19 protein-coding genes and 2 pseudogenes are annotated in these 21,165 nt (G+C 56.6%); 13 read left to right on the top strand and 8 right to left on the bottom strand.

What is annotated here, in order from left to right:
• Positions 1 to 38 precede the first annotated feature (38 nt).
• Positions 39 to 1,370 carry a DUF58 domain-containing protein gene (locus tag LRS11_RS21900; protein ID WP_260494924.1) on the bottom strand — a complete coding sequence of 444 codons (1,332 nt, stop codon included), beginning with the start codon at positions 1,368 to 1,370 and terminating at the stop codon, positions 39 to 41.
• Between the two features lie 37 nt (positions 1,371 to 1,407).
• Complete coding sequence (locus LRS11_RS21895; RefSeq protein ID WP_260494923.1) at positions 1,408 to 2,517, bottom strand: MoxR family ATPase; 1,110 nt, start codon at positions 2,515 to 2,517, stop codon at positions 1,408 to 1,410.
• A 397-nt stretch (positions 2,518 to 2,914) separates the two neighbouring features.
• On the opposite strand from LRS11_RS21895, the pseudogene LRS11_RS21890 reads away from it, so the two are divergent.
• A pseudogene (locus tag LRS11_RS21890) lies at positions 2,915 to 3,022 on the top strand (inovirus Gp2 family protein); the annotation flags it as partial.
• Positions 3,023 to 3,234: 212 nt separating this feature from the next.
• Here the strand turns inward: LRS11_RS21890 and LRS11_RS21885 are convergent.
• Positions 3,235 to 3,777, bottom strand: coding sequence for a winged helix-turn-helix transcriptional regulator (locus LRS11_RS21885; protein WP_260494922.1), 543 nt, complete (start codon positions 3,775 to 3,777; stop codon positions 3,235 to 3,237).
• A 139-nt stretch (positions 3,778 to 3,916) separates the two neighbouring features.
• On the opposite strand from LRS11_RS21885, the gene LRS11_RS21880 reads away from it, so the two are divergent.
• The 3 genes and pseudogenes from LRS11_RS21880 to LRS11_RS21870 form a co-directional block, all read left to right on the top strand.
• Positions 3,917 to 4,213 carry a hypothetical protein gene (locus LRS11_RS21880; protein WP_260494921.1) on the top strand — a complete coding sequence of 99 codons (297 nt, stop codon included), beginning with the start codon at positions 3,917 to 3,919 and terminating at the stop codon, positions 4,211 to 4,213.
• Between the two features lie 266 nt (positions 4,214 to 4,479).
• Positions 4,480 to 5,850 (top strand): DUF1329 domain-containing protein, encoded by a 1,371-nt coding sequence (locus tag LRS11_RS21875; RefSeq protein WP_260494920.1) that lies wholly within the window; start codon positions 4,480 to 4,482, stop codon positions 5,848 to 5,850.
• Between the two features lie 690 nt (positions 5,851 to 6,540).
• Positions 6,541 to 7,264: pseudogene (locus LRS11_RS21870) on the top strand (IS3 family transposase); the annotation flags it as partial.
• Between the two features lie 79 nt (positions 7,265 to 7,343).
• Here the strand turns inward: LRS11_RS21870 and LRS11_RS21865 are convergent.
• The 5 genes from LRS11_RS21865 to LRS11_RS21845 form a co-directional block, all read right to left on the bottom strand.
• The gene (locus tag LRS11_RS21865; protein WP_260494919.1) at positions 7,344 to 8,582 is read right to left on the bottom strand and encodes a hypothetical protein; all 1,239 of its coding nucleotides are present in this window, start codon (positions 8,580 to 8,582) and stop codon (positions 7,344 to 7,346) included.
• Positions 8,583 to 8,657: 75 nt separating this feature from the next.
• Positions 8,658 to 9,407, bottom strand: a complete 750-nt coding sequence (locus tag LRS11_RS21860; RefSeq protein ID WP_260494918.1) for a DUF2306 domain-containing protein — start codon at positions 9,405 to 9,407, stop codon at positions 8,658 to 8,660.
• A gap of 21 nt (positions 9,408 to 9,428) precedes the next feature.
• Positions 9,429 to 9,932, bottom strand: a complete 504-nt coding sequence (locus LRS11_RS21855) for a DUF2505 domain-containing protein (protein ID WP_260494917.1) — start codon at positions 9,930 to 9,932, stop codon at positions 9,429 to 9,431.
• A gap of 80 nt (positions 9,933 to 10,012) precedes the next feature.
• Positions 10,013 to 10,342, bottom strand: coding sequence for a ferredoxin FdxA (gene fdxA, locus LRS11_RS21850; RefSeq protein ID WP_260494916.1), 330 nt, complete (start codon positions 10,340 to 10,342; stop codon positions 10,013 to 10,015).
• 79 nt (positions 10,343 to 10,421) lie between these two features.
• On the bottom strand, positions 10,422 to 11,627 hold the full coding sequence (locus LRS11_RS21845; RefSeq protein WP_260494915.1) for an acyl-CoA dehydrogenase family protein: 1,206 nt from the start codon (positions 11,625 to 11,627) through the stop codon (positions 10,422 to 10,424).
• Positions 11,628 to 12,259: 632 nt separating this feature from the next.
• Here LRS11_RS21845 and tnpB point away from each other — a divergent pair.
• The 9 genes from tnpB to LRS11_RS21800 all read left to right on the top strand — a co-directional run bounded on the left by tnpB (position 12,260) and on the right by LRS11_RS21800 (position 21,134).
• Entirely contained in the window at positions 12,260 to 12,454 is a 195-nt protein-coding gene (gene tnpB / locus LRS11_RS21840) for an IS66 family insertion sequence element accessory protein TnpB (protein WP_312027010.1), read from the top strand.
• A 275-nt stretch (positions 12,455 to 12,729) separates the two neighbouring features.
• Positions 12,730 to 13,080: a transposase gene (locus LRS11_RS21835; protein WP_409519768.1), complete on the top strand. Its 351-nt coding sequence runs from the start codon at positions 12,730 to 12,732 to the stop codon at positions 13,078 to 13,080.
• A 235-nt stretch (positions 13,081 to 13,315) separates the two neighbouring features.
• On the top strand, positions 13,316 to 14,041 hold the full coding sequence (locus LRS11_RS21830) for an FAD-binding oxidoreductase (RefSeq protein WP_260494914.1): 726 nt from the start codon (positions 13,316 to 13,318) through the stop codon (positions 14,039 to 14,041).
• 34 nt (positions 14,042 to 14,075) lie between these two features.
• On the top strand, positions 14,076 to 15,845 hold the full coding sequence (locus LRS11_RS21825; protein WP_260494913.1) for a hypothetical protein: 1,770 nt from the start codon (positions 14,076 to 14,078) through the stop codon (positions 15,843 to 15,845).
• Positions 15,846 to 15,860: 15 nt separating this feature from the next.
• Positions 15,861 to 17,333 carry a class I adenylate-forming enzyme family protein gene (locus tag LRS11_RS21820; protein WP_260494912.1) on the top strand — a complete coding sequence of 491 codons (1,473 nt, stop codon included), beginning with the start codon at positions 15,861 to 15,863 and terminating at the stop codon, positions 17,331 to 17,333.
• A gap of 10 nt (positions 17,334 to 17,343) precedes the next feature.
• Positions 17,344 to 18,261, top strand: a complete 918-nt coding sequence (locus LRS11_RS21815) for an amidohydrolase family protein (RefSeq protein ID WP_260494911.1) — start codon at positions 17,344 to 17,346, stop codon at positions 18,259 to 18,261.
• Between the two features lie 18 nt (positions 18,262 to 18,279).
• Entirely contained in the window at positions 18,280 to 18,507 is a 228-nt protein-coding gene (locus LRS11_RS21810) for a phosphopantetheine-binding protein (RefSeq protein ID WP_260494910.1), read from the top strand.
• 30 nt (positions 18,508 to 18,537) lie between these two features.
• On the top strand, positions 18,538 to 18,963 hold the full coding sequence (locus LRS11_RS21805) for a GNAT family N-acetyltransferase (RefSeq protein WP_260494909.1): 426 nt from the start codon (positions 18,538 to 18,540) through the stop codon (positions 18,961 to 18,963).
• 68 nt (positions 18,964 to 19,031) lie between these two features.
• Positions 19,032 to 21,134, top strand: a complete 2,103-nt coding sequence (locus LRS11_RS21800; protein WP_260494907.1) for an alpha/beta fold hydrolase — start codon at positions 19,032 to 19,034, stop codon at positions 21,132 to 21,134.
• The last annotated feature ends 31 nt before the right edge of the window (positions 21,135 to 21,165 follow it).

The following is a 21,165-nucleotide window of genomic DNA, read 5'->3' as shown; positions in this document are numbered from 1 at the left end:
GCGCAGAATCTACCGGGCCGGCTCTTGCCAGGCCGCGATCAGAGCACCCCAGCCTTTTTCCAGGCCAGATAGCGCCCGACCAGTTCCGGCCCCAGCTCGCCCGGACGGGCGTCGAGCACTGGGATGCCATGGGCCAGCAGGCGTTCGTGCAGGCCGGCGCGGGCATTCAGGTAGTTCACCGTGCCGCAGTAGCCGAGCGCCTGTTCGTAACTCTGCACCGGGGTGTGGCGCAACTGGTCGAGGACTTCCTCACGCAGGCTGGCGATCAGCACACGGTGCTGGCGGCTGAGGCGCTTCACCGCGCCGAGCAACTCTTCATCGTCCTCGTCGCGCAGGTTGGTCACTAGCACCACCAGGGCGCGGCGGCGCTGGCGTACCAGCAGGTTATTGATCGCCGTGGCGTAATCGGCCGGGCGCCGGGTGCTGTCCAGGGCGTACACGGCGTTGAGCAGAGTGCTGATCTGCGCCTGGCCCTTGACCGGCGGCAGGTACTGGTCCTGGTCGCCGGCGAAGGTCGCCAGGCCCACCGCATCGCCCTGGCGCAGGGCCACGTAGCTGAGCAGCAGGCTGGCATTGAGGGCATGGTCGAAGTGCGACAGATCGCCGTCCTGGCTGCGCATGCGCCGCCCGCAATCGAGCAGGAAGACGATCTGCTGGTCGCGTTCGTCCTGGTATTCGCGGGCGATCGGCGTGCGCTTGCGTGCGGTGGCTTTCCAGTCGATCTGGCGCAGCGTGTCGCCGTCACGGAACTCGCGCAGCTGGTGGAATTCCAGGCCCAGGCCGCGGCGCGGGCGCTGGCGCACACCGAGCTGGCTGAGCCAGTCATCCACGGCCATCAGCTGGGCGCCATAGAGGCGGGCGAAATCCGGGTAGACGCGGGTTTCCCCCGGCAGCTCCAGGTAGCGCCGGCCTTGCCACAGGCGCAGCGGGCTGGGCAGGTTGAGTTCGCAGCGGGTAAAGCGGAAGTGCCCGCGCAGCAACGGGCGCACGCGGTAGCCGCACTGGGTCTGTTCGCCGGGGCGCAGCTCGACGCGTTGCGGCAGGTATTCGAAGTCCATGCGCTCGGGCACGTGGTCGAACAGCTCGATGCTCAGCGGCTGGGGGTAATCGTGATGCAGGGTCAGCTGCACCTCGCTCCAGCGCCCCAGCGGCAGGTTGCCCGGCAGCTGGCGCTCCAGGCGCGGTGAGGGCTGGCGGCGCAGCCACAGGGCATCGACCGCGGCGAGCAGCAAGAGAGCCAGCAGCAGGCCCCACCAGAGGGGCTGCAGGGTTTCCGGCAGCTTGACCTTGAGCAGCGGCAGCGTGCCCAGGACGATGGCCAGGGTCAGCAGCGCACCGAGCAGGCTGAGCAGGAGGCGCGAAGGTTTCATGCCGGGTATGCGCCTCGGGCGAGCGGTTGGCGTTGCATCACAGGCGCGGCGCCGGCACTTGGTCGAGCAGTTGCTGCAGCACCTGGTCGACCGACAGTCCCTCGATGTCCAGCTCCGGGGCCAGACGTACGCGGTGGCGCAGCACCGCCAGGGCGCAACCCTTGACGTCGTCCGGCAGGACAAAATCGCCGCCACGCAGCAGGGCACGGGCACGGCCGCCGCGCACCAGGGCGATCGAGGCACGTGGCCCGGCACCCATGGCCAGGCCCGGCCAGGTGCGGGTGGCGCGGGCCAGGCGCACGGCGTAGTCGAGCACCTGCTCGTCGATGGCCAGGTCGCTGGCGATCTTCTGCAGGGCCAGTACGTCCTTGGCTTGCAGCAGGGTACGCAGCGGCGCCACTTCGAGCATGTCGGCCTTGGCCGAGCGGGTGACCTGGCGCACCAGAGTCATTTCTTCATCGGCCTGCGGATAGTCCATGCGCAGCTTGAGCATGAAGCGGTCGAGCTCGGCTTCCGGCAGCGGGTAGGTGCCTTCCTGCTCGATGGGGTTCTGCGTGGCCAGCACCATGAAGGGTTGTGGCACCGCCATGGCCCGACCTTCGAGGGTGATCTGGCGCTCCTGCATGACTTCCAGCAGGGCTGCCTGGGTCTTGGCCGGGGCGCGGTTGATTTCGTCGGCGAGCAGCAGGTTGGTGAAGGCCGGGCCCTTGCGCAGCTTGAACTGCTCGCTCTGCAGGTCGTACACGGCGTGGCCGGTGACGTCGCTGGGCATCAGGTCGGGGGTGAACTGGATGCGCGCGAACTCACCGCCGAAGCAGCGGGCCAGGGCACGTACCAGCAAGGTCTTGCCCAGGCCGGGCACACCTTCGACCAGCACATGGCCGCCGGCGATCAGCGCGGTCAGCACATCGTCGACCACGGCGGTCTGGCCGATCACGGCCTTCTGCAGTTCCAAGCGCAGGGCCTGGAGCATCTGGCTGGCACGCTGGCGCTGACTGGCCGGGTTGCTGGCCGGGCTGGCCGGCGGCGTGACAGGGGCTGCTGGGGCTGTCGGTGCAGCGGCAGGAGCGGGCGTAGGTTGTTCCGGCGTGTGTTCGCTCGTAGGTTCCGGAGCCTTGCTAACTGTTACTTGTGATTTATCTTCCATAAATCAACCATTTACCTTGTTTAACTTTTTTGGGTTTTTTGTGCGCAACGAGTGATTATTGCTCTGCACGATTGGCAGTCAGTCCAGTACTCGCCAGCAGTAGAGGTCAGACCGCAGTAGCGATCTTCTTTCTAGGGGGTGGCGCCAGTGTAAACCACGACAGGGTGCCGTTAACTAGGGCCGGGCAGAACAACTGTGAATTTGGGCAAGAATCTATAAACGGTAAGTGGGTTAACGCCCAACCAGGCAGCTCCGGATCAGGCTGCCACTTAACCCCTGCGCCGGCGGATATCCTGGAACAAGGTGTTGACGTCCTCGATATCTTGTAGGAGCTCGGCTGGTTGCGTTACAGGACGCTGCTGGCCGGCCGCATGTGAATGCGGAACCTGTCCTGGGCGTGGTGTATGAGCTGGCAATGCTGCTCCACCGAGCCAGCTATCTGTGCAAGGCGGCTACTAAGTCATATGGGGATAGGCTGCGAGGATTCGACATCAACAGGGGATAGATCCTGACGCACTGACGCACGGCTTGATTGAGATCGGCAGCCGTGAGTCCTCAGGTCAAGCAGCTTTCAAATCGTTGGTGAGCTACTTCGATAGTAGGGCATGCTCGCCCCACCCCCCTTTTTTATCTGGAAATCGGGTACCTCAAAGGGCTCTCGTTAAGGAATATCCAGAAGGGGGGAATGTCTTCGGTTCAAGAAGACTTAGATTCTATCTAAACAGAAATAGAAGGCGATCTTGCTCGTCCTGAAGTGTCTGTTGTAGCTCGATCTTTACGCCTCTTGGATGCAGTTTCCAGCTTGTTCCTAGTCGCATCGTCTGCGCCGGGGCCGGGGAGTAGTCCCAAATGGTTTTCTTCCAATTTTTCACCATTAATGTCTATTAAACTTACAGGGGGGATTGGTGCTCCAGTTCTTCTATCTATTGGGATGACGGGTGCTCCTGTTGGTAGTGGGTTCCATTTGTCTCCCCATTGCAACATGGCAACAATTATAACTTGAAGTGCGCGTCCTTTTTCTGTAAGGGAGTATTCGGTACTAGTTCCGATGGATGTTTTCACTAAGATTTCATGGTCTTGAAGTAATTTAAGTCTTTTTGACAAAATCCCCTTTGATATATCTAGATTGCGCTGGTACTCATCGAACTTTGTCGTACCCCATAGCGACTCACGCACGATTAGGATATTCCACCAATCTCCAAGTACATCCGCTGAACGCGCGATGGAGCAATTTCGATCCATAAAGGAAAGCCTTTCCATTACGAGAACCCCCAAGCAAATGGGCGCTTGCCAGCGCCTAGTAAAAATCCGTTGACAGGTTCCATCATAGCACCTATTTTGGCTTCTGTGAGGTTCTGTTATAGAACCTAATGAGAGCTTATCCTAAAGAGGTCTACCTATGATCAAGCAGCTCCTGGCCGCAACGGCCCTCTTGGTAGCCGGTACAGCGCAGGCTGAGTACAACGGCTCATGCATTACGAGTGAATTGGACAGCGTTTCAATAACGACCGATTTTGCCCTTGCTATCGGGGAATGCCATTTAGCTGGTGCCGTCGATGGGCCTGAGGGTATACCAGCCCTTGAGTATGCTTATAGCTGGTTCCTACAGGCACGGAGGCTTGGTTCTACTTCTGCGGAGCAACAGTTGGGTGAGATTGAGCAAAAGCTCAAATTGGCTGGCCGAAAAGATGCTTAAGATAAATTAAATACCAATCTAACTTGGTGATTCCGGCATGGCCGAAGGTGTCTCAGCGCTTGCGGAAAATCTCTCCTCTTGATGCTTAGATGTCTGGTAATTCAGATGGTTAAACACTTGCTGGGAGTGAGTGGTGTATACGATCAGCCTAGCCGGCACCAAGTTTTCTGACAGCAAGTACAGCATCATTGAAAACTGTGACTTTATTGCACACGGCTTTGGAGTGAACTTCTAAATGGAAAGGATTTTTGAGGAAGACTATGTATATGAAAACAACTAAATACCTGCTGCAAACCGGCGTCCTGGCGCTGTCCCTGCTGGCTGCCGGCGTAATGGCTGCTGTCTCTCCAGGCGAGGCAGCCAAGTTGGGTGCCTCGCTGACCCCAATCGGCGCCGAGAAGGTCGGGAATGCCGACGGCAGCATTCCCGAATGGACTGGTGGTCTGCCTCAGAATGCCGGCGCGGTCGACGCCAAGGGCTTTCTTGCTGACCCCTTTGCCAATGAAAAGCCGCTGTTCACCATCACTGCGCAGAACATGGAGCAATACAAGGACAAGCTATCACCCGGGCAGCAGGCAATGTTCAAGCGCTATCCAGACACTTACCGTTTGCCGGTGTATCCGACTCATCGCACTGCCACTCTGTCGGCCGATGTGTTTGCCGGGACCAAGGCCAATGCCATCGCCACCAAGCTGGTAGAAGACGGCAACGGTCTGCAGGGCTACAACCAGGTCGCTAACCCCTTCCCGATCCCGCAGAACGGTGTGGAGGTGATCTGGAACCACATCAGCCGTTATCGCGGTGGCAGCGCGAAGCGTCTGCTGACACAGGCTACTCCGCAGGCGAACGGCGCCTATAGCATGGTGCACTTCCAGGACGACTTTGCCTGGCTCGTCAACCTCGCCGATTTCGATCCGAGTAAGAAAGGCAACGTATCGTATTATTTCATGCAGCGTGTTACCGCGCCCTCGCGCCTGTCCGGTAACGTGCTGCTGGTGCATGAGACTATCAACCAGATCAAGGAGCCGCGTATGGCTTGGCAGTACAACGCCGGTCAACGTAGGGTGCGCCGCGCCCCGCAGGTGGCCTACGACAGCCCGGGCACTGCATCCGACGGCCTGCGCACTTCCGACAACTACGATCTGTACAACGGCGCTCCCGACCGTTACGAGTGGAAGCTGAACGGCAAGAAGGAAATGTATATTGCCTACAACAGCTACAAGCTCGATTCGCCGCAGCTGAAATACTCCGACATCATCAAGGCGGGACATATCAACCAGGACCTGACTCGTTATGAGCTGCACCGCGTCTGGCACGTGACTGCGACCCTGAAGGCTGGCGCGCGGCACATCTATGCCAAGCGCGACTTCTATATCGACGAGGACACCTGGCAGGTCGCGGTTGTCGACCATTACGATGGTCGTGGCACTCTGTGGCGAGTGGGGGAGGGGCATGCCCAGTACTACTACAACAAGCAAGTGCCGTGGTACACACTGGAAGCATTGTATGATCTGCAGTCTGGTCGTTATCTAGCATTCGGCATGAAGAACGAAGAGAAGCAATCCTACGACTTCGGCCGCCCGGCTTCGTCAGCTGACTATACGCCGGCAGCTTTGCGCCTGGCAGGGATTCGATAGGATAGACGGGTTGTCAGGGGCGCCTCAGTCGGGGGCCCCATCTTCGGAAGAAATGCGTCGTGCAATACGGTGCGAACTCTACATTTAGCACTGCTGGGTGTGCCTTTGGGGCATTCGGCAGGTCGAGTAAATTGTCGCTGCGACGCAAGTATAGATCAGTAAACGCGGTCGTCCGCTCATGCTCCTACAGGCGTTGAGTGCTTTAATTATCGTCACTTCGACACTGTTGGCCTCGTTGATCATTCGCTACTTAATCGTCGCACCTTGGCATGAAACCCTACCGGTCGCTCGGCGCCTTGCTCGTGGCGATTTGAGTGGAGCAGTTGAGGGTATGACTGTGCGACGGGACGAGTCAGCCGAGTTGGTGGAGGCGATCGAGGGATGGCTGACTCTCCTCCCTGTGCTGCAGATGTTTGCGCGGTGTCACCACTAGATCAGGCCGCGACTCGCCGACCGCCCAGGGAACGGGTGTTTTGGCCGGTTCTGAGGGCTCCAAACTGCTCACGGTCTTGAGACGGCTAATCTGCCCGGCCGAAAGCTCAAGCGACAGGGCGAAGAGGTTGCCAGTGCCAGGTACGGCGCATGTGTCTACGCACAAGCGGTGTGCAATGTACAGCGACCGCCTGCTTCGGAGCAGGCGGAATATTGGTCACGTTGTTACCAAAATGACCGGCCCTATTCACCGAAATCCGCAGTCAGGTCAATTTGCAGTTCAACCAGAGTCGTGGCTCTGCTGGCAACTGCAGCATTCTGGATAGCTGCGTGAGGCTGGCGTAAGCATTGGCCGTTTTCGTGTGCGTCGATTGATGCGCGAGTTGGGTCTGGTCAGCAAGCAACCAGGCTCGCACGCTTACAAGTAGGCTACGATTGAGCGGCCAGATATCCCGACCGGCTGAGCCGCCAGTTCAGCACCGAACGCCCCAACCAGGCGTGGTGCGGCGACATCACCTGCATCTGGGCAGCAGGCTGCTGGCATTACTGGGCGGTGGTGTTGGATCTGCATACACGACGAATTGTCGGCTGGGCGCTTTCTGCCAAGCCGGATGCTGAGCTGGCCATCAAGGCATTGATTTGGCGTAGGAACAGTGTGGCAAACCACAGCAGATGCTGTTTCATTCCGATCAGGGCATCCAATACGCCAGCCGACTGTTTCAGCAGCGGTTGTGGCGATATCGGATGGAGCAGAACATGAGCCGCCGGGACAACTGCTGGGATAACTCACCCATGGAGCGCATATTCTGCAGTCTAAAGTTGGAGTGGATTTCTGCGACCGGTTACATCACAGCTTAGGAAGCTCAGTGTCAATCATTACCTGATGTACTAGTTACAACTGGATCAGGTTGCATCAATACAACGACGGGCTGCAATTTGTGGTGGCCGAAAGAAACGTAATCCACTGTCCGGGATAGGTTGACCACTACATGGCTTTGAGCTCCGGGAATTGATTGCAGGCAGCCATAGTGCGCCCGGGTGAGCGCGCTCCGTCGCAGCGGTTAAAAATAGTGCGTTAGTTCAAGCTGGAGATAATCTTCCGTCTGTAACTGTCCCAGCTTGTTGTTCGCGTCCGCGCTGGCGAGCTGGCGCAACAGGGCCGGCTTGTTGGTCGGCAGAGGCTGGCCGCCACTGAAGACGCGTCCTTCCAGACTGATCTTGTAGGCGCTGGCTAGTCGGCGTGAGGCTTTGATCGAATAGATCTTTTCCTCGCTTTGCGGGTCCCAGGTCAGTCCTGCCAGCAGTTCCGTGGAGTGGGCGTCATTGAGGGTCAGGCGCCAGGCGGCGAACAGATCCTGCTCCAGGAAGCCTGGCGCCTGATCCTTGCGTTCGTCGAACAGGTATTCTAGCACCCAGCCCAAGTCGGTACCGGATGCCCACAGCCCCACTTGGGTGTATTCCAAACCGCCGACCACCGCGCCATAGCGGTCGCCCTCGCCGGCGCGGGTCAGGCCCTCCAGCTTCCACAGCCAGCCCTCGTAGATGTACTGGGCTGTCAGACTGGTCTGGTCGATCACGGCGTAATGAGGGGCCAGTCGCGGGTCGGCGAGATCGCCGTTGTAGCTCAAGCTGGGATCGCGGCTGGTGCCGGAAAAATGCGCCAGGCTGATGTCGATGTCGGCGAACGAATGGCTGTAGCGTATAGCGCCGTCGAATCGGTTGCGGCGGGCACCCGATTCATAAGTCGTGGCATCACTATCTATGGGCAAGGGGGCGGTGAAGCGGCCATCCGTGCCGGGAAAGGTACGCTCGCGAAAGTAGGGTAGGGCGAACAGCTCCAGCGTACCCCAGGCTCGCAGAAGAGACAGCCTTAGCATGGGCTGGCCGAGCTTGTCCTCTCCGTCGATGTTCTCGACCTGGTCGGTCTGGTTGATGATATCCACCAGGTGCCGGGACTCGGTCACGCCCCAGAACACCTTGCTGATGCCCGCCCGCAACTCCCAGTCGGAGCCGATGCGCTGCCAGCTCAACTCTCGGATATCGCCGTGGGAGCGATCGGCGTCGTGCTGGTCACCGCGCGCGAAGCCAATGAACTCGATGCGGTCCTGATCATTATTGAAATCCTGCGCATACTCCAGCTGTAGACGTAGAGAGAGATTGCTGTCGGCTTGGCCCGCCGGGCCCTTTTGTTGAAATGTACGCCCTTCCAAGGCAACCTCACCCTGCCAGTTCGCGCCCCAGGCGGGCAGCACTAGTAGCAGTGTTAGTGGGCCTACGCTGTAGAAAGTCCTTTTTTTCATTCGAATATCCTGAAACAACTATCCCGTCGTCCATCCATCGACCGTTCCACCTGCCGATACCCCACGCGCTTTTCGCTATACCGAAGTCGCCTGTTGTGCGACAACATGCTTTTTCCCCGTAGTCTCCGCCCTTCCTTGGCGAGTTGAACGAATCCACCATTCCGCCACCGTCAACACCACCAGATGCGCACTGCCAGCTGCTAGGATGAAGAGCACCATCGAGTCTAGAGACAAGAGCCTGTTCATAATTATCAGAGGGAAGCGCATGGCGACCGCCGCCAGTGCAACTGCGAAACTGCGTATCATCCATTCCCGGTGCAATAGATACTTGCGCTGTTTAGCATGGCCATAGCCCATGTAAAGGGCGTAAAGGAACCAAAGGGCGGTGACAGTGGCGAAGGCCCGCTCCACCTGTCCAGCAAAGGGCATGACAATAGCAATATAGAGGCCGGTGATTCCGGTAAGGGCGCCGGTAATAACAAAAACTTTGCCTATCGCACGGTGCGCCTGCGGTGAGCGGCGGCGTGCTTGGGTGTTGAATTGGTAGATCGCCATGAGCATATAGATTGTGCCAATGGAAATATGAAAAAATAATCCAAGGCTATGCGGAATTTTTTTCGATATTAACGAGAGAGCATATACCTCGCCATAAAAGGCAGAGGTTAGCTCGGCGTAATTTTCAGTGGATAAAAAGTACCCGGAGAAACCGGAAGAAATCCCTATGCTGGCGGTGGCGATCACAAATATGTATCCCAGTAATCTCAGGATCTTCTGTTGTCGCTGGCTTAGGCGGGTAGCCGGTGTTTTTGGGAAAATGCTCTTCATGCGTCGGGCTCCCTGGCAATGTTATGCGACCTCGCCTGCCAATTGCTGAGCGATGATCTGGTGTTCTCTGGCTAGATGCCGCTCGGCATCCATCTGCAAATATTGGGTTATGGCCTTGCCGATGAACGGAATGGAACAACTCACCGTCAAGTCGATCTGGTGACGGCAGCCTCCTCTGACATCCATCAGTGCCAGGGTCCCGGCGATTTTTATCGGTAGCCCGCGAATGTCGAGGGAGAATGCGGCGCACCACTGGTCGTTCCGGGTCAAATCCCAGGTTTCGGTATAAGTAATATGATTCCATTCATTGGCCAGCTTGCTGAACATAGAGGGCAGATCGCTGGGCGCGGGATGTAGGCGAGACACTTTGAGGTGGACCTGATCGGAGCGTGTTGCATGCTCTTTGACCGCGATCTTCCGCGCGCCCAACTGGGCATATTTCATGACGATCAGGTCGAGATCGACCATCGCCATGAACACTGCTCTGGCGGGGTGGACATAGATATGGTCGATTCGGGCTGGCATGGGGCAATTTTCTGCAAAAAAGTTTGGCTGAAAAAGGCCGCGGGGCTTGCTGGCGGCAAAGGGAGCAGTCCAGAGGTAGATCAGACACTGCGCTCCAGCAACGCCAGCTTGTTGGACGCACTCTTCCAATCGTCGGCGCCCGGCAGCGGCGGCCGGCGGCTAGAGATGCGCTTCCAGCTACGGCTCAATTCCGCGTTGAGCTCGATGAAATGCGCCTGGTCGGCGGGCACCGATTGCGCCGCGTAGATGGCATCGGCAGGACATTCCGTTTCGCACAGGGCACAGTCGATGCATTCGTTGGGATCTATGACCAGAAAGTTGGGGCCTTCATAGAAGCAATCGACAGGGCAGACGGAAACACAGTCCGTATATTTACAATTGATACAGCTTTCGGTGACTACGAAAGGCATGGCTGAAGCCCTTAATAGGAAAAGATGGGAATTGGTGGTGCACTGGATGAAGCCCTGGCTTCACCCAGATCTGGTCGCATCAATCGAAAGGCTGATGCGGTTCCAGCGGCAGCTCCAGTAGCCGGCGACTTATCGAAGCCAGGGAGCGGTCGGGCGAGACCGACAGATGCTGGCGCACGCACAGGACGTCACGCAGGCATTTCTGAATCGGGTTGCTGTCGAAGATGGCGCCGCCGCCGCAGACAGTGAAGATCTGTTGCACGGCTCTCACCGAGACATCCGTGGCGTGATAGGCGGCCATTTGCATGTGCGCCTGTTCTTCCAGCGTGAAGGCCCGCCCCGACTGAGCGATCTCCCAGCACTCGTCCGCCGTCATCAACAGGTGAGTACGAGCCGCGCGAATGCTGGTCGCCACGTCGGCAATGGCGAACTTGGTGGAGGGGAAGGCCGCCTGGGATTGCAGTTTGTTACTGAGCATAACCTTGGATTTCACGTGCCTGACGAAGTGCTCATAAGCCGCCTGGGCAATCCCAACCGCCACCGCCGCGGTGTGGAACGCGGTCCAGGGAATATAGGGCAGTCGGTAGATGGGGCTGTTCAGGGCGCTTTCCGGCTTGTGAATCGACTCAGTCACGTTGATGGTGCGATGGGCCGGCACAAATTTGTTGACGATGCGCACATCGTTGGAGCCCGATCCCCGCAAACCCAGCACATTCCATATATCCACGATTTCGCAGTCTGCGTCGGGGACCAGCATGGCGCGAATCTCCGGCATTTCACCTGCCTTGATATTGGCCGGTTTGGACGGATCCTGGATCATTGCGTTGACGAACTTGAAACCGGAGCCATACACGTTACTGTTGTATTTGCTCTGGCCGTTGATGATGTAGCCACCATCCACCGGCTTGGCCATGACCGACGGCATGAACGAGCCGGCGACGTGCTTAGAGATATCGGCAAACGCCTCATCCATGGCTTGACTGCCGAAGTCGTGCCCCACCTGCCAGTTGAAGCCGGTGGACACCATGAAGCACCAGCCCACCGAACCATCAGCCCGGGACAGTTCCTCGATGGCCTCGCATTGTGCGCGGGGGCTGGGCGAGGTGCCGCCGAACTCATCGGGGACGTTGACGGAGTACATACCGGATTGCTGTAGGGCGTCGAGAACCGCGTCGGTCAGCCGTCTTTTCTCCTCTATCTCAGCGGCATTTTTTCGCACCAGATCGAACATGTCCTTGGCGATTTTGACGCAGTCGATAGGTTGCTTTCCTGCTTGTTGCTCCATGACCCCTTCCTTATTGATGGTATGATCTTGACTAATAAGTCAGGCAATAACAGGCGACATTGAATTCAACCTGTTGGTGCGCGTTTACTTCTACACGGTCGCGGACTTTAATCATTAACTCCGCGCTTTCCAAATTGCAGGGGTGCGCGTCGGCAGGATGCCGAAGCGACCTACGGCGTTGAAAAAAAGCGCATCGAGCCTACGATTGTTTTTTGTATCTCATTGAAATAAAACGGTTTTTTTAATTATTGATACAGGCACTGATAAGGCGGCGGCGGGCGCAGCATGTTTCTCCGGCGCGCGCGGTGGTCAGTGTAATATGTTGGTGAAAAATGACAGGTGCAAACGGAATATTTCACGTTTAAACAGCCAATGCCCATATCATTGTTAAATAGATCGCAGAATTTAAAATTCGAATGAATTTGTCAGATACGGGCAGTCTTGTGCTGTTTTTGTTATTGTCTGGCGGGGTACTTTTCGTAGCCATTCCATAAGCCTCGCCTTCAGCTGAGCTGTCTGTTTCCGGATGCTGAGTTCCCTGCTTTCCCCTGTGGGGCATCATCATGATGCGTCCCAGCACCAAGGTGTAGAAGGTCTACCCCTACCCAGAGCTCGTCGACTTCGGTAAGTCCATTAACGGCCTGGCCTCTCTGATCGGGCTGGATATCAAAGTGGAAGTGTTCAACCCAGTGCTGTTCGTGTTCCCCAATCGCACCCGCAGTCAGGTCAAGATCCTCTACTGGGAGCGCAATAGCTTCTGCCAGTGGCTCAAAGGGGCAAGCCCGATATCGGCGACGAGGCCATCAAGCTGGTGGTCGACGCACTGAACTGGCTACCCGATGGCGTTAACCTGTGGCGCAACCGTCCGCACCAATTTTGCCCCCCCCCCCCCCCCCCCCCCCCCCCCCGCGGTTCGCGACCTGAACCGATGTAGTCCATGGCATGATTTCCGTGCCCGAAACCACCCAATCCTGCTCAAGCATTTACTGCTACTGGTCAGTGATCAGGCGGCGGCAAAGGTGCTCACATAGAGCAACTTCAAGAGCAGGTCGCCCTGCACACCACAAGCTGTTCTCCCCCAAGCCCGAGCGCAGTCCTGAAGATGTCGACATCACCACAATTGGCGATGTTCAACGAGGCCGAAGAGCTGATCGAAGAGTCGGGCGCCACGCCAAGCGGCGCCGAAGCCAAAGAAATCGCTGTACCAATCAAGCGTCGTGGCAAACGTAAGCCGCCCCCGATCAATCTGCTGCGCGTGGTAGCCGCCACTGCATCGGCACCCCTCGCCAGACCCCCGGCGCGTTGGATGATCCAGTTCGGCGAGCAACTGCAACCGCTGCTCAGGTTCATGCGCGACACGCTGCGGGAACACCCGGTGCTGCACTGCGATGAAACCCACCTGCAGGTGCTGCATGAGCCGGGACGCGACCCCATCGCGGAGTCCTGGATGTGAGCGTTTACGACTTTTCAATATTCAGATGAGCGTTGCGAACTGGTTGAAAGTGACAATTAGGCGAAGCAATTATCGCATTAGACTGGTGATATGAAAAATTTGTGTTAAGCAAACAGCAATTATGAAAATTCATGTTGGCGAATGAGGGGCGGCATATATAAGATGGCGCGTCGCTAATGTTGCGATAATATAAAGACGAAATTTTGCCATCTCTAAGGAATGGAGTTCTGTCAATATGAAGGACGTGATCCGGCCAGCTCAGGTTGACTGTGTGCAGGCGAGCCTAGTTGAGCGGACGGCTGTAAATGACTCCATTGTGACGGTTAAGATGCAATTGCATGCAGGCGATAATTTTCAATATCAACCGGGTCAGTACGCCATTCTTCTCAATGACCAGGATAGTTATCCGCTGTCGATCGCTTCAATTCCTAACGAAGAAAACATTCTTGAATTTCATATAAAGATAGATAAATTAAGTTTTCGCAATAGACAGCTACATGAGCTGCTGACGAATCGGGATAAAATTAGCATCCAGGGTCCTTTCGGAAGCTGCGTGCTCAATGTCGAATCACAACGCACGCCCATCTTTGTCGCCATTGGGCTCGGCATCAGTCAGATCAAAGGGTTGCTCGAATACGCGCTGCGTTTGAACGGTTCTGGGAAGTGCTATTTGCTCTGGAGCGCGCGTTCGGAGCACGGTCTCTATCTGGATGATTATTGGCGAGATTTGCAATCCATCCATCCAAACTTCGAATATGTGCCTGTGTTATCCCGACCAGAGACACCCGATTGGTGGGGGCAGGTGGGGTATGTTCAGGACATTCTTCCGGACATCATCGGTCATCGCGTGGATTCCTGCGATATATATGTGGCCGGCGGCAAGCAATCCGTTGAATCCGTTGTCGACATGCTGCTTCAGTCCGGCGTGAAGGCCCGTCAGCTTCACTACGACAGATGGTAGTCAAACAGATAATTTGAAAATAAGGATATTTCAAGTGCTGGCATCCAGTGTTGAATCCAAAGAGAACGTCGCCTCGCAATTGTTGGACAGCCCTGATTTCGCGAAAATAATAAGCAAGATCCGCGCGGCCAATGCCACAGGATTATGCTTGAGCGAGGCTATCGACAATCTGGTCTCATTGGATGGTCGTCAGCTTGTAGAGTTTGGCCTGCAAAGCCTGTCTCCCATTCAACAGACGGTTTTGAATCTTGCCGGCGCGAACAGACTCAGCGCCTGTTCGGCGGATGATGCGGATGAAGGCGATAGAAGCGCTTGGTATTTGGGCGTATGGGACTATGGCCGAATTTATTTGGACAATAAGCTCCCCGAGTCGGCTTGCTGTCGTGTATTCGCAAGGGTCACTCTGGTCGATGAACAGGTGGAGCTGGTCGAGCAGGCAATCATCGATCATGCCAGCGTTTTGGATAGCGAGAAAAAGATCGTAGAAGAGTTCTTCGCCACAATGTCCGGTGTGGATATCTTGATCATGTTCGAACGGGTCTATCATGCGATAGATCACATAGATCCCGTTCTTTTATACATCTCGGATCACACCTTCACCAATTTCGACAAATACAACAATTTGCTTGCCAAGGGTGGCAAACATCTTCCTGGACACCTGTTGACGGATCTGCGCTCTCTGGCGCCCGAGCAATGGAGCGTTCAGCAAAAATTTGCTGTTTTCTGCATATATCTCATCGCCAAGGCGAATCAGCGGGTCGAGGAATTCAACGGCCGGCAGCTAACACCACTGATCCTGGATAAGCACTTCAACGAAAAAATCCATGAGTATGAAGCGCTGCTGCAGAAAAAAACGGTCTTCTCCCTGTTCAGTCTCGAGCGCAAGGCCGAGTATTTGAAGGAGCTGAAGGCGTGGGTACGCCAGGAGCATTTCATCTATCGGAATGTCAACGGTCTCAATTTCCACAAAACGGAGCGCTATGCCACGCGTGCGGCGCTCGACCTGAGCGTCGGTAACATGCCCGACAAGGTGCGGAGTTACATCGAAGACCGCTATGGCATCCATGTGGCCCGGTTCGCTGACATCGATGAGCTGTTTGCCTCGGTGATCCAGGCCATCGCCGACCATCCCGAGCGGTACGCGCCGGAACACGATCTCAGTGCCGTCGAGCAACTGCTCAAGATGGTGGTGTTATCCGCCGTCGAGGAACTGGCATCCGATATCGGCATGACGCGCTCGCCACGCGACCTGATGGCTTGGAGTCAAATGTTCGCGCAGGAACATTACGAGGCCATCTGCGATCTGCCCACGACCGACTACTTTTGCGCTGTATTCCCCAGCCCGCAGGTGCGTCAGCAGCTGTCCAGTGACGGTGACCTGCTGTTTCGCATCGTCTATGCCATCGCGGGGCGCATGACCTTCAACAGCTGGCACTACACGCCTGGCCATTGCCCCTTGGAGCGTGTGCCGGAAGGCCGTCACTTCTATCTGCCACCCCGAATGTCCGATACGGCGCAATGGTCGGATCAGCATCACAGCGGTCATCGCATGGCTCGGGTGCGATATAGCATCCGCTCGCCGGCGGGCCTGATGGTGAATGGCAGGAAGCAGTACGGTGTTGTCGATTTGCGCCTGATGCGCATGGACGGGGCGCCTTACAACGATAAAGAACTGATGCGCGCCAGGGAATATACCGCGTATCTGCGGTCCATCTACCAGAGCATGATGGATATTGCCTTGGCAAAGAATTGTGCGTTGGCCGTTCAATCTTTTTCCAAGGATTGGTACAAGGCGAATTGCTAGTTAAGGATTGGATAAATGTCATTCAATAGAACAATGGCCTTAGTCGATGCGCTGACCGATGCCCAGATCAGCTATGGTAACTTGAGAGGACTGGAGCTGAATCTGCGCCAATTATTGGCGGAGAAAGCAGAAGACTTGGCGCCAGCACGGCTCGGTGATGCGGCGAATGGCCGTGTCGGGAAGGAGGCGCACGAGCCTCTCGTGGTAACGATCATCAGCCGAAACAAATGCCAGACCATTGCTGTGATTCTGGCATCCCTGGCCTGCGGTGTCGTAGTCAATCCGCTCAATCCGGAGCTGACGGCGACGGAGCTGGACGTGGTGCTGGCGCACTCGGCGCCGCTGCTTGTTATCAAAGACGCGGAGATCGAAATTCCCGCGGACTATGCCGCGCTACCCATTCAAGCCTTCTTCGACGCCCTGGTCGAGGCGGACGAAGGCTATGATTTCCGCTCGATCACGGGATCACTGCTGATCTATACCTCCGGTACCACCGGCAAGCCCAAGGGCGTGCTGCTGGCGGCGGAGCAGTTACTCATCAATGCGGAGAGCGGCCTGCGGGAGCTGCCCTACTGCACAGGCGATGATAGCCGGCAGAATGTGACGGCTAGCGTACTGCCGCCCTATCACACCTTTACGCTGGTGAGCGATGTCTTTCCTGCCTTGCTCAGCGGTGCCTATTGCGTGGTGTTTCCGAACTTCGAAATGCGCCACATGGCTCTGCTGCAGGAGCAGCTGACGGCCTATCCCATCCGCTCCTACAGTGCCGTTCCTCTCATTTTCAACATCATCAGCCGGCTCCGCATCGATTTTACCCGGTCGCAAGTCGCGTTCGCGATCAGCGGCGCGGCGCCTTTGGCGAATGAGGTCCGAACGGCCTACGAGTCGACGACAGGGCATGTCCTGATTCCCTGCTATGGCATGACCGAAGCCTGTTGCTTCATCGCCATCTCGCCCCGTCATGCCATTCGCCCCGGTTCCTGTGGCAAGCCGATACTGCCGCTGCGCATCATCGATGACCATGGCAATCAAACCGGTCCCAATGTCGCGGGTGAAATCGAAATAACCGGTCGTAGTGTCATCAAGCTGGGTTACTTCAAGGATGCGGGTCAGTTCAGCGATCTCTTCGACAAATACGGCTGGTTCAGAACTGGGGACGTAGCTTACCTGGACGAGGATGGCTACCTGTTCATCGCTGGTCGCAAAAAGAACATGGTGATCCGTGGTGGCGAGAAGGTGCATCTGGAGGACATTGAGAGCTGCCTGGCGGGAATGTCCTGTGCGGCGGTATCGATCGTCAGCCCGGCGGTGCCCGATCGGATCGTGCTGTTCAAAACGCCAGACGCCCCCGACAACGACGAGATCGTGAGAAGGATCAAGCTGGCGCTGGGCAGCAAGCATCTGCCGGACGAAATCCGCATGATTGAGGAGATTCCGCTGACACCAACCGGAAAGATCGTGCGCGCCCGGCTCGCCGCATTGGTATAAGGAACGATTCGTGATTATCGATTGCCATTCACACATCGCGTGCAGCAAAGCGGTGCCCATGAGTTTCTTCGATGGCTGGATTCGCAACATCGAAAGCAATGCGCCGCGGGAACTCACGCCGCCTCAGTCCAAGGGACTGCAGCTGTTGTTCCAGCGGCTCAATAACGATCCGCTGTGCGATCAGTACATAGATGAAATGAACGCCGCCGGCATCGACAAGGCAGTGTTGTTGATCATCGATTTCGCCTACAGCTACCAGGATGAGTTCGACGATCTGGAAAGCGTCTATCAGCATCATGCCGAGGTGGCAGCGCGGCATCCCGGTCGTTTCATCGTGTTTGCCGGCATAGATCCTAACCGGGGTCGCGCTGGACTCGATCTCTTCGAGAAGTCCATCCGCGACTATGGCTTCGCTGGGCTGAAGATCTATCCGCCATGCGGCTTCTCGCCCAGCGACCCGCGGCTGTTCGACTATTACGAAATTTGTTCCCACTATCAGTTGCCGGTTTTGACGCACGTCGGGCCGACCACGCCGGCCCTGAGTTTCAAATACTCCTGGCCGATCGAAGTCGATGATGCCGCCCGACTATTTCCCAAGGTGAACTTCATCCTGGGACATGCGGGCTCCGTGCTGTACGAGGAAGCCTCGGTCCTGGCGGAGTATCGCCCCAACGTGTTCCTGGACATGTCGGGCTTTCAGTCAGAGCTCCGACGCAAGCGTTTCACCGACATCTTGCAGTGGCACAAAAGCAAGGGCTTGTTGCGCAAGATCCTCTTTGGCACCGACTGGCCCATCCACCGCTTCTATGGCAATCAGACCGATTGGGTTAATGCTTTCCATAAGGCCGTGGAAGACAAGATTCTCACCACGGAAGAGCTGGATTGGATTTTTTATAAGAACAGCAAGGCATTGCTGAACCTCAATTAGATCATGACGAGGCGATAAATGAATATCAAACAACAGATTTTGGCGCTCATCAGCGAGCATACCGAGCCAAGCCTGCCGGTCGACCAGATTGCGGAAGATTTGTCCTTGCAGGAAATCGGAATCGACTCCCTTCGCTTCATGCTGTTGGTCCTGGCGTTGGAAGAGCTGCTGGGTCAAAGCGGCTTCAATGTCGGCTCGATTTCCCAGGTGCGTAGCGTCGGCGATCTGATCGCAATGGCTGCATAACGATTGATTAAATGAAATACGAGGCTTTATATGCAAATTCTACTGGCCAAGACCGACGAACAGCTGTTGGCGACCTATGAGGTCATGTCGGTCTTGCGCGACAAACATACGCCGGAATCCTATCTGGCATTCTTGAAAGCCGAGGCGATGCCGTCGGGGCTGCAAATCGCCTATCTGATTAACGACGGCGTTATTCAGTGCGTGGTGGGCTTTCGCATCGCGGCGTCGCTGGCCTGGGGCAAGTTCATTTATATCGATGATCTGGTGACGCGGACCGATACCCGATCCCATGGTTACGGCAAGATGATGCTGGAGTGGGTTGAGGGCATCGGCAAGGAACAGGGGTGCAGCGAGCTGCATCTGGACTCAGGCGTGCAACGGCATGGCGCGCACCGTTTCTACCTGCGCGAACGCATGGACATAGTGTTTTACCACTTCAAGAAGATGCTTGGCTGATCACGCCCGCGACGGGCAGGAAAAACGCTCTTCCATAACATGATGAGTTGCGATTAAGGACAACTGCAATGAAGAAGCTGTTGATTACCGGAAGCACTGGTTACATTGGAAGTCACTATGTCTTTGACAGGCTAATGAATAGTGATGCCGTGATCTATTGCATCGCTCGGGCGACACACAACGCCTCGGCAGAGGAGCGCGTGCAACGGGCGCTGCAAAGGGCCTGTGTCGATGCGGGCGGCGAGGTGAGCGACGAAAATTTTTGCCGCGCGCTCGAACAACGAGTACGCGTGGTCAAGGGCGATGTGACACAGCAGCAGCTGGGCCTGGAGGCGTCGTTCGTCGATGAGGTCGTCATCGACGAGATCTGGCATTTCGCAGCCATGCTGCGCTTCACCGACAAGCTGCGCAAGCACATCATCAAGACCACCCAGGAGGGAACACGGCAGATCATCGCGCTGGCCGAGCGTTGGCCGGGCTGCGAGCTGAATTACATCAGCACCGCCTACGTGGCGGGCAAACGCAGCGGCTTCATCGTGGAAGGTCCGACGGATACTGCTTTCGAAACCAACAACGCCTACGAGGATGCCAAGCGCGCCAGCGAGGCGATGGTGCGACAGGCGGGAGACGAACAGGGCTTGGCCTACCGGATCTTTCGCCCGTCGATGGTGGTGGCTAACTCCAAAACGGCCCGTGGCAACACGGACACTGGCTTCTATGGTCTGCTCACCATCTGCGGGCGTATGAAGAACGAGATCGAAAGCAAGATCCCCGGCTATTTGACCAAGTTTCCGGTGAAACTGCTGATCGGCAATCCCGATGCCAAGCTTAACCTGGTGTACATCGACGACGTGGTGGATCAGATCAACCGCATCCAGGCCGCGCCGACGTCCTTGAACAAGACCTTCCATATTGTGAACGACAGCCAGATACCGGTGAAGGATCTGGTGTGTCAGCTAGGGGAAACCGTTGGCATTTGCATCGAAACGGTGAGCGACGAAATGCAGCTTGAACCGCTCGATCATCTGGTGCGCAAACAAGTTGGCGGCTTCGAGCATTATTTCAATACGGAATACCAATTCGACCGGTCTGAATCCAGCCAATTCTTCCAACCGGCCAGGGCGTGGTATGCGATAGATAAAGAGCGGCTGGCGGTTTTGGCGGAGACTTACTATGACGAGTTTTCCAGGAACGACGCCCGCGGCGCCCTGCATGAAAGCGTGGTCAACAAAATGGAAAAGGTATCTATTGCCGCAGATAATGGAGATCTTACCTATTATCGAGGAGGCCATGGCACAGAAAGCCTTCTAGTGATCAATGCCTATGGCCAAAGCCTGCACTTCTGGAACGACGTGCTGGGCGATCTGCTGGCGAATTATCGTGTGCTGGTGTGGGAGATTCGTGGCACCTCGGTGAGCGATGGCGGTATGAGCAGCTTCTATACCACCGAGGACCACATCCGGGACGCCTGCGCGATCATCGAAGCCGAGCGCTTATCCCATTGCCATACCATCGGCTGGTGCACGGGGCCGAAGCTGTCAATTCAGCTGGCTGATCGCTATCCCCAGGTTATACGTTCACTGACCTTCATTACCCCGGCGTTCAAGGGCGTTTCCGGCTTTAGTGGCGATACCCGCTACGAGCGCAACATGGAACCTCTGTGCAAGCTGGTCGACCGTAAACCAGAAGCCGCCGGCTCCCTGATCAAATCGATGAATGCCTATTTCGCCGATCGCAGTGATGAGTCCGAGCGTTTCGGTGTGTCGGAAACGGGCGCCCATGAGAGCATCAAGAACGTGCTGGGCATGGTTGATCGCAACCTGCGGCCATTGCTGATGGCGCCATTCGTATCGGAAACCAGCATCCTAAACTACAGCCGTCAGCTGCTGCAGTTCTGGAAGCATGATGTCATTGATTATGTACCCAAGATTCATCAACCGGTGATGCTACTAACTGGCAGCCATGACGAAATTGCCTCGCCGGTACTGGGTATCGAAGTGACTCGGCAATTCAGGAACGCCATTGGCTTTCAGATCGAAGGCGGTAGTCACTACATCCACAAGGAACAGCATCAGATCGTGACTTCCCTGATTCGGAAGTTTCTGAGCGATGGGGTGGACATGATTAATACTGATCCGCGCGTCGACACGACGATCCAGTCGGCGGCATAAGGCAGGCTAGGGACCAAGGGCACAAGGATAA

The sequence above is a fragment of the Pseudomonas sp. J452 genome, from assembly GCF_024666525.1.
In the GTDB taxonomy this organism is placed as follows: Bacteria; Pseudomonadota; Gammaproteobacteria; order Pseudomonadales; family Pseudomonadaceae; genus Aquipseudomonas.
Note: the sequence above shows the minus strand (reverse complement) of the source record. Positions and strands in the feature narration are given on the sequence as shown.